A 12,790-nucleotide genomic window follows, 5' to 3' on the forward strand; every position below is an offset into this window, starting at 1 on the left:
GATTGCAGCCAACTTTACGGCTCAATAACAATCGACTTCGTATCGTGAGACCAGGCCGAAAAATACCCCAATGCCCCGTTGGAGAAATTGGACACCGGGTTTGCGGGTGCCGGAGATCCCGGGTTGATATTGGCCATCTCCCGGAAGGTGGTAAAGTACTCCCAGGCATTTTCGTCGATGGCAAGCATCTCCACTCTGGCAGTGTCTCCGGCCTTAAACGTCTGTCCCTGCAGGCGAACCTGGATACCTTTTCCTTCCAGCCCGCTGTCGTCGAAAACAACGATATCAGAGGTTTCGTTCAGTAACTTTTCGTTTTTAAAGATTCTTACCCGGAAATAATTCTTTTGATCCGGCGGGTCTGAAAAATAGAGCAGAATGTGGTAACCGCCATCAAAAAAACGGTTTTTGCCGTAATATTTGTATCCCAGTGAATCAATCTGCACTCTTTCATAAAGAGTTGAAACTGCTGTGTATTGAGTCTCTCCCACCGTTGCTGTCAACCGGTATGTTTCTCCCGGGAACACCTGCAATCTTTTCCGTTTGTATACTCCCTGCCCCTTCTCTTCAATATTTATACGCAACCCGGTCGCGGTCTCCAGAAACACTTCCGCATTCTCCACCTTTTCAGACGGCTGGGTACCAAAATAACTTCCCGTCTTCGAAATGTTAACTTCCAATTCTCCTTCGAGGTACGACAAATTCCCCTCAATAACCACCGCCGGATCTGCTTCGTTCAGGTCCACATCAATTACCTTCTCACAACTGTAAAGAAGCAGAAAAGGAACCATTAGGAACAATATGTATTTTATTCTAATCATGCTTTCAAAAAAATCATCTCTTTCATCCCTGACCAATTTTACTACTGCAAACGGCAACTTCTGCTAAAACTTAAACCGGTAGCTTACAGACGGGATGGCCTTAAACAGAGAAACCTGTACTGCTTCCGTTTCACCCGGATTATCCTCCTTAGTCCTGAAATCAATAAAATAGGCATTTTCACGGGCGTACGCGTTGTACACTGAGAAACACCAGCTTGATTCAAATTTATCTGTTTTTTTACGTAACCACACCAATCCCAAATCAAGCCTGTGGTAATCGGGCATCCGGTAACCGTTCCGCTCGGTATAGTAGCCAATGGTTTTCCCGTCAATTTCATATTTCCCGCTGGGAAAAGTTACTGCATTTCCGGTATAAAATACCCATGTGGCCGAAAGTTTCAGTTTTGGCGTGATGTCATACATTGTAACCAACGACACATCATGTGTTCTGTCGTGGCGCGCAGGAAACGGTTTTCCGTTGCTGATTTCATCAAACTGCCGCATGGTTTTTGACCAGGTGTAACTGAGCCACCCGTGCAACCTGCCCACATTCCGTCTTACCATCAGTTCGGCGCCATATGCCCATCCCCTTCCAAACACCAGTTCCGATTCCACGGTGGAGTTAAAAATCAGGTCGGCGCCGTTTTTATAATCAATCTGGTTTTTAAAATCTTTATAATAAACTTCCAGCGACGATTCGAACGTGTTATTACTGAAATTCCGGAAATACCCCAGTGAAACCTGATCGGAAATCTGCGGCTTTACGTTGTTGCTGCTTGGCAGCCACAAATCGGTAGGTGTAGTGGTGGTAGTATTGGTAAGCAGGTGTAAGAACTGGTGCATCCGGTTGTAGGAGGCTTTCAACGAACTTTGATCGTTGATGAGAAAATTGGCAGAAATGCGTGGTTCCAATCCTCCCTGTGTTTTGAAAAACTCACGGTTTTCCACTTCAATGGTTTCAACCAGTTCCCCGTTCTCATCAAAGGTGTAAAACTCGCCCGGCCCGATATTGGAAAACAGCGCCAGCCTGACACCGTAATACAATCGTAATTTATGAGACAGCTTTTGTGAATTAGAAATATATGCAGCCCATTCCAGCGCATTACGCCGCGAGATATTTTCAGGAGGAATAAAAACCGCCCCCTCGTTTACGGTAGCCTCTCCGGGCAAAATAGTATGACTCACCACATTTGCTCCAAACTTCAGGGTATTGGAAGCGTTGGCATAAAACGAAAAATCCTGTTTCAGGTTTAAATCCTTTATTTCAGATCGAATGGCCACATCAAAATCCCGCCTAACCGAAATATTATAAGAATAGTTACTAAAAATGAGAGAAGTATTTGAGAATAACCGTTCGCTGAAAATGTGGTTCCAACGCAATGTGCCGGTCAAGCTTCCCCAGTCAAAACCAAATTCATTTTTGTATCCAAAATCGTCGCGCCCCAGGTAACCCGAAAGGTATATACGATTGCGTTTATTCAGTTTGTAATTGGTCTTCAGGTTCAAATCATAAAAATAAAGATAGGTATCCCGGATATCGTCATCTTTTGAAAAGTTCAGGAACAGGTCTGCATAAGTACGCCGGCCACTAAGCATAAATGAACTTTTATCCTTTGCCAGCGGCCCTTCTACCGTCAGGTTCGAGGAAATCAGCCCCAGGTTTCCGGAAACACCGTATTCTTTCAGGTTTCCTTCTTTCATCTGGATATCGAGTACCGATGAAGCCCTGCCGCCAAATTCCGCAGGAACTGACCCTTTCAGAAGATTGGCATTTTTCAATGCATCGGAATTGAAGACCGAAAAAAATCCCAACAAGTGGGATGTACTGTACACCGGCGCTTCGTCAAGTAAAATGAGATTTTGGTCAATTCCCCCACCCCGCACATGAAATCCGGAATTACCTTCGCCGGCCGGCTTTACTCCCGGCGTCAGCTGTATGGTTTTCAGCACATCGGGTTCTCCAAAAATCACCGGAATACTTTCGATCTGCTCGGGTATCATCTGTATATTCCCCATATTTACAGAGGTTATATTCCTGTCGGCACGCTGGCTCTTTACTTCCACATGGCTCAACTCAAAACTAGCTCCTTCCAATTCGATATCCAGCTTCCGGTGTGCATCAAGTTTTATCGGGATTACCTTCGTTTTGTATCCTACAAACTGAAAAAGAATGGTGTACTCCCCTTCCGGCAGCGACAATGAATAAAAGCCATAATTGTTGGAAACGGCGCCGGTACCTCGCAAACTTTCGACCAGCACGGTGGCTCCAATCAGACTCTCACCAGTTTGCTCATCGCTAACGTTACCGCTTAGTACATACTTTGGTTGAGCAACCAACGGGGACAGAAAATTAGTAAACCAAAAAAATATAATGATTTTTCTCAGCATGTCTATCTATTCGGGGCCAAAAATAACAATAAACTTGATCGTTAATAAATAATTATTAATTTTGGTGACCTTTTTTCCAGGAAATTGTTAAGAGGGCCAAAAATGAATCAAAAAACAAAAATAACATGAAAGTTTACAAAACTGAACAAATCAGGAACATTGCACTAACAGGTAATGCCGGCAGTGGAAAAACCACCCTTGCAGAAGCCATGCTGTTTGAGGGTGGAGTGATTAACCGCAGGGGGGAAGTAACCTCAAAAAATACGGTTTCGGACTATACCCCTATTGAACAGGAATATGGCAACTCCGTACTATCTACGTTATTATATACTGAATGCAAAGGAGTAAAGATAAATATACTTGATACTCCCGGTATGGACGATTTGTGCGGAGGCGTGGTATCATCGTTAAATGTAACCGATTTATGCCTGGTAGCAGTGAATGCCACAAACGGTGTGGAGTCAGGAACTGTGGCAGCTGTGCGCCATACTGAAACGGCAGAACTTCCGTTCATGTTTGTTTTTAACCAACTTGATCATGACAATTCCAATTTTGACGCTGCCCTGGAACAGTGCAAGGCAAGTTTTGGAAACAAAGTAACCGTGGTTCAATACCCGGTAGATGCCGGCCCTGACTTTTCTGCCATCGTTGATGTGCTGAAAATGAAAATGTACAAATACGGGCCCAATGGAGGAAAACCTGAAATACTGGATATTCCGGATTCGGAAAAAGACAAAGCAGAAGAACTGCACAATGAACTGGTAGAAATGGCAGCCGAAAATGAAGAAGCACTGATGGAGCTCTATTTCGACAAAGGTTCACTTTCAGAAGAAGAAATGCGTAAAGGGATGAAACTGGGTATGCTGCAGCGCGATCTGCTCCCGGTGTTCTGTACCTGCGCCAAAAAAGATATGGGTGTGGAAAGGCTGATGGAATTTATCGCAAACAACGCACCTAATCCAAAAGAACGTCCCATGAGGCCTGTGGTTGATGGGAAAGAGCTGAAAATGGATGAATCAGACAGCCCAAGTCTGTTTGTATTCAAAACAGCTGTAGAATCTCATGTGGGAGAAATTACCTATTTCAAAGTAATGTCGGGCAAAATAAAAGAAGGGCTCGACCTTATCAATACCAAATCAGGAAACAAAGAAAGGCTTTCGCAGGTATTTGCCTCGGCAGGTAAAAACCGCGAAAAAGTGGAAGAACTGGTTGCCGGAGATCTCGGATGTACGGTTAAACTAAAAGAAACCAAATTTAACCAAACACTTGCCACTAAAGAAGCCGACACAAAATATGAACCCATCAAATTCCCGGCATCGAAACATACCGTTGCCATGAAGGCCGAAAATGAGTCGGACGATGAAAAAATGGGCGAAATACTAAACCGGATCAAGTTTGAGGATCCCACATTTGTTATTGAATATTCCAAGGAGCTTAAGCAATTGCTGGTACACGGACAAGGTGAATATCACATGAATGTGTTAAAATGGTATTTTGACAACGTTCACAAAATCGATGTAAATTACATTCAGCCTAAAATTCCGTACCGGGAAACAATCACCAAACCAGCCCAGTCTGACTACCGTCATAAAAAGCAATCGGGTGGCGCCGGACAGTTTGGCGAGGTGCACATGATTATCGAACCTTATTCGGAAGGCTCAGAACCGAAAACAGCCTTTAAAATTGCCGATAAAGAATATAAAATGTCCGTCCGCGATGTACAGGAACACAAACTTCCCTGGGGTGGTAAACTCATTTTTACCAACTGCATCGTCGGTGGTTCCATTGACGCACGTTTCCTGCCTGCCATATTGAAAGGAATCATGGAAAAAATGGAAGAAGGACCGCTGACCGGTTCTTACGCCCGTGACATTCGCGTGTATGTATACGACGGAAAAATGCACCCGGTAGATTCCAATGAAATTTCGTTTAAACTTGCCGGGCGGAATGCTTTCAGCAAAGCATTTAAAATTGCCGGACCAAAAATTCTGGAGCCGATTTGTAACCTCGAAGTTTGGGTTCCTTCTGACCGGATGGGAGACACAATGAGCGACCTGCAAGGACGACGCGCTATGATTATGGGCATGGGCTCGGAAAGAGGCATGGAAAAAATCAGCGCCAAAGTTCCACAGAAAGAGATGTACAGATATGCAACCTCGCTGAGCTCCATTACCGGAGGCCGGGGCGTTTTCAACATTGCATTTGACGGATATGAAAAAGTACCTGCAGAAGTTCAGGATGAGCTGTTAAAAGCTTATGAAGCTGAGCAGGACGAAGAATAAACCAAGACCATTTTCTAATCCATTTTACTATAACCAAAAGCCCTGGTTCGAAAGGATCAGGGTTTTTTTATGTCATTTAAAAACAATCTTTTCTATCATCTCGTCTCCTGCCAGTTCGTTGAGACGGGACCGGATTTCTTCCCGCATCATAATCAGTTCATTTTTTACCACTGAGGAACTGATTTCTACGTATAAAATTCCTTTGGACAAGTATATGTTACGGGTGTAACTGGCGATGGTTTTTCCCAGCAATGTTTCCCACGACTGAACCACATCCACTTCCTTCAACTTCTTTTCCATGTGCATTTCACGGATATACTCGCGCAGCACATCGCCCAATGATTGTGTATTACTTTTTCTCATACCAGCGTTTCTACAATTCCTGAGTTCACCTTAAAAATCCGAAAATCAGCATTCATTTTTTTTATGATTGCATCGAGATGTTCCCGGTTTGTATCCGTAATAAAAATTTGCCCAAAATCGTCACCCGAAACAACCTTTACAATTTGCTCCACCCTGTGCCGGTCAAGCTTATCGAAAATATCGTCGAGCAACAAAATGGGGGTCATTCCTGCTATTTCCCGGATAAATTCGTATTGAGCCAGCTTCAGCGCTACCAGGAAGGTCTTTTTCTGTCCCTGCGACCCCAGTTTTTTTATCGGGTATTCCCCAATTTTGAAAACCAATTCATCTTTATGAATCCCAACGGTGGTATATTGCGCTGCCCTGTCAGCCGGCAACGCTTCTTTCAACAGATTTTCCAGGCTGTTTTCATACAAATCCGATTGGTGAATTAGTCCTACCTGCTCATTTCCCTGTGAAATAAAGGAATAATATTCCTGAAAAACAGGCACCAGTTTTTCTACAAAAACCTGGCGTTCGGAATGGATACGGGTTCCGTAGTCTGCAAGCTGGCTGTCCCAGATGGAAAGCAACTCGGCATCAAAATACCTTTCGACCGAAAAATGTTTCAGCAGGTTGTTGCGTTGCTGTAAGGCCCGGTTGTATTTCAGCAAATCGTCCAGGTAATTTTGATTGTATTGTGAAATCACGCCATCCATAAACTTACGGCGTTCGTCGCTACCGCCAAGAATCAGGTTTGTGTCCGACGGGGTTATCATAACCAATGGCAGCAAGCCAATATGTTCCATCAGCTTTTTATACACTTTTGAATTGCGTTTAAACTGCTTTTTCTGGCCTTTTTGTAATCCGCAGGAAATAACTTCAGAAGAATCGAGCCGTCGGTAATTTCCATTGAGTATAAAAAAATTTTCATCGTGATTAATATTCAGTTGGTCAACCGAATTGAAAAAGCTCTTGCAAAAAGAAAGATAATAAACGGCATCGAGTAAATTGGTTTTCCCCGCGCCATTATTTCCTATCAAACAATTGAGCCGCGGAGAGAAGGATACCTGAATATCTTTCAGGTTTTTAAAATTCACAATGGAAATTTCTTCAACATACATACACAAACCTCCTGTTCAAAATACAAAACTAACCAAAAAACGCCGGGCAGCGAATAACTGCCGGTAAATTTGAAAATATACATTCTCCTAAGGATTAAAGTTCAAAATTATAGTTCTATTTTCGATTCAGTTTATAAAAAAAAGCTATTTTTGCGGCACAATTTTGAAAACGAACGACATGGCAAAGAAGAATGCTCAACAAGCCGATAATCTGCAGGAACTGGAGAGCGCACTAACAAAAACGGAACATTTTATTGAAAATAACCAAAAAACAATCACTTATATAGTGGGTGCCATTGTTTTAATTACAGTTGCTTATCTGGGGTTTAGCAAATTTTATATGCAACCCCGTAATAAAGAAGCGCAATCGCAAATGTTTATGGCTGAGAACTATTTTGAACGAGACTCTTTCAATCTTGCCATTAATGGCGACGGTAACTACCTTGGGTTTCTGGATATAATCGATGATTACGGGATGACGAAGTCTGCCAACCTGGCAAAATATTACACCGGAATCTCGTATCTGTACCTCGGACAATATGAAGATGCACTGGATTACCTGGGCGACTTCAAAACAAAAGACATTTTACTGAAGCCTATTGCTGAAGGAGCCAAAGGAGATGCAAAGCTCGAACTGGGCGACACGGACGGCGCTTTAAATCATTATAAAAAAGCTTACTCGATAAGCGATAATGAATTAACAAGTCCGGTTTATATGATGAAGGCAGCCAAACTGCTGGAATCGATGGATGAGTTGGAAGATGCCCTTGCCCTTTACAAAGAAATTAAAAGCAAATATCCGGATACAACGGAAGGACAAAATGCTGACCGTTATATTGCAAGGGTTGAAATAAAACTGGGATAAATAACTTTTTTAAAATATCTGCCCCTCCCTGCGAGGGGCTTTTCTTTAATAAAAAATGGCAACAAAAGACCTCTCACAATACGATATTGAATCTGTACCTTCTGCCGAAAATATGCGTTTTGGAATTGTGGTAGCCGAATGGAACTTTGAAATAACCTCGGCGCTTGCCAACGGAGCGGTAAACACGCTAAAAAAACACGGGGCAACCGATGAAAACATACGGGTTAAATATGTGCCCGGAACTTTTGAGTTACCTTTGGGGGCGCAGTATTTTGCCGAGATGGAAAATGTAGATGCCATTATTTTACTTGGTTGCGTAATTCAGGGTGAAACCCGCCACTTCGACTATATTTGCGACGGAGTAACCCAGGGAACCATTGATTTAAACCTGAAATACAACAAGCCTTTTATTTTTGGTGTTCTGACAACCAACGACGAGCAGCAGGCCAAAGATCGTGCGGGAGGAAAGCATGGGAACAAAGGTGATGAAGCTGCCGTAACAGCCATTAAAATGGTTCATCTGAAACAAAACTTTTCAGACTAAAAACAAGAGGGCTCATTTTTAACAACAAGCCCTCTCTAAAACACCAAAATAATTAATATTGAAAACTACCTTCTTCCCCCGGGACGCCGGTCTCTCCAACGCGCCCTTCTTTCTTCCTGAAATTTTTCATATTTTTTCCACTGGTCTTCGGAAAGAATTTCCTTCATCTTTTCATCCTGCCCTTCCCTGATTTCGCGCATTTTTTCACGCATTCCGTCAGGAGCCCCGCCTTGCATTTCTTCACGCAAGGCCCGCATCTTTTTCCCTGTTTCGAGATTTAATTCATACACCTGTTTTTCCTGTTTTTCATCAAGGCCAACAGCCTCTTTAATTTGCGCTGTCTGGCGCTTTGCCATTTCCTCGGGGTTCATGCTCCGCTGTCCGGGCTGGGCCAAACCAACCATGGCAATCAGCATCAAAGACATCAACATTGTTCCAATTTTTTTCATCGCAGCTTTTTTAAAATTAATACGCCTTTGACGCGCACCAATAAAAAAAGTTTAACAGTACTTGAAAAAAAGTTCAACACAAAAAGTAAAAAAAAATGATTCAGGTTGTCAGAAAAGACACCCCTGTCTGTCAATCAGATACAAACCTTCCGGCTAATCGTAAAAAAGATCTGTTGTATTTTTGGAGAAAAACGAAATCATCATTTCGACAATATCTGCCGCTACTTCCTTTTTCGACTTTAGCTCAAATGCTTTCCGTCTGTTGTTTTTTCCAAGGAGGGTAATTTTGTTGGTATCACCACCAAACCCGGCGCCTTTATCGTTGAGCGAGTTCAGTACGATAAAATCGAGGTTTTTCTTTTCCAGCTTCTTTTGGGCATTGGCAAGTTCATCTGTGGTTTCGAGGGCAAATCCCACCAGCAATTGACGTGCCTTCTTCATTTGCCCCAAAGCGGCTGCAATATCTTTGGTTGGTTGCAGTTCAATGGTCAGATTTTTTTTGCCGCGTTTTGTTTTTTGGGAATCAGGATTGGCCGGGGTAAAATCGGCTACCGCAGCAGCCATAACTGCTCCGTCGCAATGGGGAAAATGTGTCACGCAGGCCTGATACATTTCTGCGGCCGATTCAACCGGAAGAACTTCAATTCCTTCTTTGCGGGTAGAGACAGCCACAGGCCCCGAGACAAGAACAACCTTTGCTCCCTGCCTGGCCAATTCTTCAGCAATGGCATACCCCATTTTCCCGGAAGAATAATTCCCGAGGAAACGTACCGGGTCTAATTTCTCAAAGGTAGGACCGGCGGTAACAAGAATTTTTTTATTCAGCAGTTTTTTTTTTGGCTGAAGAATTCAACCAATTTTTCGAGAATATTTTCAGGCTCTTCCATTCTCCCTTTTCCTTCCAGACCACTGGCAAGCTCCCCTACAGCAGGATCAAGTAAAATATTCCCGTATTCTTTTAAAACAGAAATATTTTTTTGGGTAGAAGGATGTGTGAACATGTCTAAATCCATCGCGGGGGCGATAAAAACCGGACATTTTGCCGAAAGGTAAGTGGTAATCAGAATATTATCAGCAATGCCGTTAGCCATTTTCCCAAGAGAAGAGGCAGTGGCCGGGGTAACCAGCATGGCATCTGCCCAAAGCCCTAAATCAACATGACTGTGCCAGGAGCCATCAGAAGAACCAAAAAATTCACTGATAACCGGCCTCCCCGACAAAGCAGAAAGGGTTACCGGTGTGATAAATTCCTTCCCGGCCGGTGTAATAACCACCTGCACCTCGGCGCCTTCTTTTACCAGCAACCGTAAAAGAAAAGCTGCCTTATAGGCAGCAATGCTTCCGGTAATTCCCAATATTATTTTTTTCCCCTGAAGCCTCATGGGTTCTGAAAATGCTAATTCTGTTTACTCTCGCGTGCCGGATTCCGGTGGTAAATCTGTCCTTCTTCCAATTCCTGGAAAGAAATGAGCGTTGGTTTCGGGAGACGTTCGTAAAATTTGGAAATCTCAATTTGTTCCCGGTTTTCAAAAATTTCTTCCAGATTATCGGTATAAGATGCAAACTCCTGCAACTTCTGGTTCAACTCTTCTTTCAATTCGGAAGAAATCTGGTTTGCCCTTTTAGCCAGAATCATCACGGTTTCATAAATGTTACCGGTTTCATCCGACAAAACTTCAAGATCACGTGGGACCGTAGTCGGGGCTGCTTTTGTTTTTTTATAATCCATTTTCTAGTAAATATTTGTTTCTTGTTGTTGTTCGTTGTAATTCAATAAATCAGCGACCGTTTCGTAAAACCTGTCCACTTCCTTCCGGTGCTTACTTTCAGGGAACTCATCCACAAAAGAAAAATACTCGTCCAATGCGCTTGAGAGCCGTTCTGTTTTTTTCTCCTGTACACTGTTGACAGCCAAAAGGTACTTCGATTTGAGTAACATATACATCAACTCTTCGCGGTACTTGCTGTCGGGGTAATCCCTCAGGCCATTTTCAAGAGCCACAACGGCTGCCTTATAATTATCAAAATCATAATAAAGCCTGGCGTTTAAATAAGACTTGTACACCAATTTATCCCGAAGTTCGTCAATAAGGCGGTTGGCTTCATCCACCCTGTCGCTGTATGGATAAAGGTTAATATACAGTTGAAGTGACTCTATCGCTTCTTTTGTAACCGACTGGTCGAGACGGGGTTTTGGCGACAGCAGGTAATTACAATACCCCACCATAAACTGAGCTTCTTCCGCATACTCACTTCCGGGAAACTCTTTCAGCAATGATCTAAAATAATGGGTCGCCATCATATAATCCTTTTGCCCCATCGTACTTTTAGCGTAAAAGTAATATATCTGGTCCGCCTTACTGGTTCCCCGATATATATTCACCAACTCCTGAAAAAGAGTTCCGGCTCTAACAAACTCACCCTCTTCATAATACTCGACCGCCTTTTTGTACTTAAACTCATAGTCGGTACTTTTCAGGATTTTATTGTAATCACCGCAAGCTGAAACCATCAGCACTACGATAAAACTTATAGTAAAAATTCTCGTTTTCATAAACATGGCGCAAAAATAACCTTTTTTTAGATACATGTAAATCCAATTAGATGAATTTAACACATTTGTCAAAGTTTTAAAAAAGTTTACATTTGCACTCATAAAATCTTTAAACTTTCGAGTCGTGGATATATTTCAAAAATTCAGGGCCAACCAGGGGGATATTGGTCAGCACATGAGTAAAATACATGGCTACTTTGCATTCCCAAAACTGGAAGGTGAGATCAACGCGCGCATGAAGTTCAGGGGCAAAGAAGTGCTAACCTGGAGTTTAAACAACTATCTGGGACTGGGCAACCATCCCGAAGTAAGAAAGGTGGATGCCGAGGCTGCCGCCCAATATGGATTGGCTTATCCGATGGGGGCCCGGATGATGTCGGGGCAAACTTCGAAACATGAGGAGTTGGAAAGGGAACTGGCATCTTTTGTTGGTAAACCGGATGCATTCCTTCTCAATTATGGTTACCAGGGTATGGTATCCATTATTGATGCAGTTTGCGGACGGAATGATGTAATCGTGTATGATTCTGAAGCACATGCCTGCATTCTCGACGGGGTGCGCCTGCACATGGGCAAACGGTTTGTGTATCCTCACAACAATATGGAAAACCTGCGGAAACAATTGGAGCGGGCGACCAAACTGGCTCAAAAACAGGGAGGCGGAATTCTTGTTATTACGGAAGGAGTATTCGGAATGTCGGGAGACCTCGGAAAACTGGATGAAATTGTAAAATTAAAAGAAGAATTCCAGTTCAGGTTACTGGTTGACGATGCCCACGGTTTTGGAGTTATGGGAAAAACAGGCGCCGGTGCACCCGAGTTTTTTGGTGTTTCGGATCAGGTTGACCTGCACTTCGGAACATTTGCAAAAGCCATGGCCGGCATTGGAGGTTTTGTTGCCGGCGAAACCGATGTGTGTTATTACCTTCGCTACAACATGCGCTCACAAACATTTGCCAAATCATTGCCGATGCCCATGGTAATTGGCGCCCTGAAAAGGCTCGAAATGCTTCGTTCTATGCCTGAATTACGGGAAAAACTATGGACAGTTGTCAATGCACTGCAGTCTGGATTAAAAGAAGCCGGGTTCAACCTGGGCAAAACCAATTCACCGGTAACCCCGGTTTATATGCAGGGCGGACCGGCAGAAGCCACGAATATGGTATATGACCTGAGGGAGAATTATGGAGTATTCTGCTCTATTGTAGTTTACCCGGTTATTCCAAAAGGGGAACTCATTCTGCGACTTATTCCCACTTCGATGCATTCGGTTGAGGATGTCAATTATACTGTAAACGCCTTTAAAGAAGTAAGAAAAAAACTGGAGGGTGGCAAATATTCCAAAACAGAATTTGCAAAAGTAGAAGTAGATATGTAAACAATATATTTCCTGAACAAAAAAGCAGGGTAGCTACCCTGCTTTT

The 12,790-nt window shown here is 43.2% G+C and carries 13 protein-coding genes; 4 read left to right on the forward strand and 9 right to left on the reverse strand.

Going from position 1 to position 12,790, the window contains the following annotated elements; translation table 11 throughout:
- Positions 1 to 14: 14 nt before the first annotated feature.
- Entirely contained in the window at positions 15 to 818 is an 804-nt protein-coding gene (locus D1164_RS09600; RefSeq protein WP_147372122.1) for a DUF4249 domain-containing protein, read from the reverse strand.
- 63 nt (positions 819 to 881) lie between these two features.
- On the reverse strand, positions 882 to 3,206 hold the full coding sequence (locus D1164_RS09605) for a TonB-dependent receptor (RefSeq protein WP_119349756.1): 2,325 nt from the start codon (positions 3,204 to 3,206) through the stop codon (positions 882 to 884).
- A 125-nt stretch (positions 3,207 to 3,331) separates the two neighbouring features.
- Between D1164_RS09605 and D1164_RS09610 the strand changes: the two genes are divergently transcribed.
- Entirely contained in the window at positions 3,332 to 5,488 is a 2,157-nt protein-coding gene (locus D1164_RS09610; RefSeq protein WP_119349757.1) for an elongation factor G, read from the forward strand.
- 72 nt (positions 5,489 to 5,560) lie between these two features.
- Here D1164_RS09610 and D1164_RS09615 read toward each other — a convergent pair whose 3' ends face one another.
- On the reverse strand, positions 5,561 to 5,851 hold the full coding sequence (locus D1164_RS09615; RefSeq protein WP_119349758.1) for a DUF721 domain-containing protein: 291 nt from the start codon (positions 5,849 to 5,851) through the stop codon (positions 5,561 to 5,563).
- The gene (gene recF, locus D1164_RS09620) at positions 5,848 to 6,954 is read right to left on the reverse strand and encodes a DNA replication/repair protein RecF (protein WP_119349759.1); all 1,107 of its coding nucleotides are present in this window, start codon (positions 6,952 to 6,954) and stop codon (positions 5,848 to 5,850) included. Before recF ends, D1164_RS09615 begins: the two co-directional genes overlap by 4 nt.
- A gap of 178 nt (positions 6,955 to 7,132) precedes the next feature.
- Here recF and D1164_RS09625 point away from each other — a divergent pair, with 178 nt between their 5' ends.
- A complete protein-coding gene (locus D1164_RS09625) occupies positions 7,133 to 7,819 on the forward strand; it encodes a tetratricopeptide repeat protein (RefSeq protein WP_119349760.1) in 687 nt (228 codons plus the stop codon).
- A gap of 55 nt (positions 7,820 to 7,874) precedes the next feature.
- Entirely contained in the window at positions 7,875 to 8,363 is a 489-nt protein-coding gene (ribH, locus tag D1164_RS09630) for a 6,7-dimethyl-8-ribityllumazine synthase (RefSeq protein ID WP_119349761.1), read from the forward strand.
- Between the two features lie 65 nt (positions 8,364 to 8,428).
- Here ribH and D1164_RS09635 read toward each other — a convergent pair whose 3' ends face one another.
- The 5 genes from D1164_RS09635 to D1164_RS09650 all read right to left on the reverse strand — a co-directional run bounded on the left by D1164_RS09635 (position 8,429) and on the right by D1164_RS09650 (position 11,402).
- Positions 8,429 to 8,812, reverse strand: a complete 384-nt coding sequence (locus D1164_RS09635) for a hypothetical protein (RefSeq protein ID WP_119349762.1) — start codon at positions 8,810 to 8,812, stop codon at positions 8,429 to 8,431.
- A gap of 153 nt (positions 8,813 to 8,965) precedes the next feature.
- Complete coding sequence (locus D1164_RS24020) at positions 8,966 to 9,661, reverse strand: phosphopantothenoylcysteine decarboxylase (protein ID WP_317126926.1); 696 nt, start codon at positions 9,659 to 9,661, stop codon at positions 8,966 to 8,968.
- Entirely contained in the window at positions 9,634 to 10,194 is a 561-nt protein-coding gene (locus D1164_RS24025) for a flavoprotein (protein ID WP_241558274.1), read from the reverse strand. Before D1164_RS24025 ends, D1164_RS24020 begins: the two co-directional genes overlap by 28 nt.
- 14 nt (positions 10,195 to 10,208) lie before the next feature.
- On the reverse strand, positions 10,209 to 10,541 hold the full coding sequence (locus D1164_RS09645; RefSeq protein ID WP_119349763.1) for a DNA-directed RNA polymerase subunit omega: 333 nt from the start codon (positions 10,539 to 10,541) through the stop codon (positions 10,209 to 10,211).
- A 3-nt stretch (positions 10,542 to 10,544) separates the two neighbouring features.
- Entirely contained in the window at positions 10,545 to 11,402 is an 858-nt protein-coding gene (locus D1164_RS09650) for an outer membrane protein assembly factor BamD (protein ID WP_241558275.1), read from the reverse strand.
- 88 nt (positions 11,403 to 11,490) lie between these two features.
- Here D1164_RS09650 and D1164_RS09655 point away from each other — a divergent pair, with 88 nt between their 5' ends.
- Complete coding sequence (locus D1164_RS09655; protein WP_119349764.1) at positions 11,491 to 12,744, forward strand: aminotransferase class I/II-fold pyridoxal phosphate-dependent enzyme; 1,254 nt, start codon at positions 11,491 to 11,493, stop codon at positions 12,742 to 12,744.
- The last annotated feature ends 46 nt before the right edge of the window (positions 12,745 to 12,790 follow it).

Origin of the sequence: Mariniphaga sediminis (assembly GCF_003573545.1) — a bacterium.
GTDB classification, from domain to species: Bacteria; Bacteroidota; Bacteroidia; order Bacteroidales; family Prolixibacteraceae; genus Mariniphaga; species Mariniphaga sediminis.

Excerpts from the sequence above, each read along its gene's own strand:
- D1164_RS09600 (WP_147372122.1), bottom strand. The coding sequence starts at position 818 with ATGATTAGAATAAAATACATATTGTTCCTAATGGTTCCTTTTCTGCTT.
- D1164_RS09605 (WP_119349756.1), bottom strand. The coding sequence starts at position 3,206 with ATGCTGAGAAAAATCATTATATTTTTTTGGTTTACTAATTTTCTGTCC.
- D1164_RS09610 (WP_119349757.1), top strand. The coding sequence starts at position 3,332 with ATGAAAGTTTACAAAACTGAACAAATCAGGAACATTGCACTAACAGGT.
- D1164_RS09615 (WP_119349758.1), bottom strand. The coding sequence starts at position 5,851 with ATGAGAAAAAGTAATACACAATCATTGGGCGATGTGCTGCGCGAGTAT.
- recF (WP_119349759.1), bottom strand. The coding sequence starts at position 6,954 with ATGTATGTTGAAGAAATTTCCATTGTGAATTTTAAAAACCTGAAAGAT.
- D1164_RS09625 (WP_119349760.1), top strand. The coding sequence starts at position 7,133 with ATGGCAAAGAAGAATGCTCAACAAGCCGATAATCTGCAGGAACTGGAG.
- ribH (WP_119349761.1), top strand. The coding sequence starts at position 7,875 with ATGGCAACAAAAGACCTCTCACAATACGATATTGAATCTGTACCTTCT.
- D1164_RS09635 (WP_119349762.1), bottom strand. The coding sequence starts at position 8,812 with ATGAAAAAAATTGGAACAATGTTGATGTCTTTGATGCTGATTGCCATG.
- D1164_RS24025 (WP_241558274.1), bottom strand. The coding sequence starts at position 10,194 with ATGAGGCTTCAGGGGAAAAAAATAATATTGGGAATTACCGGAAGCATT.
- D1164_RS09645 (WP_119349763.1), bottom strand. The coding sequence starts at position 10,541 with ATGGATTATAAAAAAACAAAAGCAGCCCCGACTACGGTCCCACGTGAT.
- D1164_RS09650 (WP_241558275.1), bottom strand. The coding sequence starts at position 11,402 with ATGTATCTAAAAAAAGGTTATTTTTGCGCCATGTTTATGAAAACGAGA.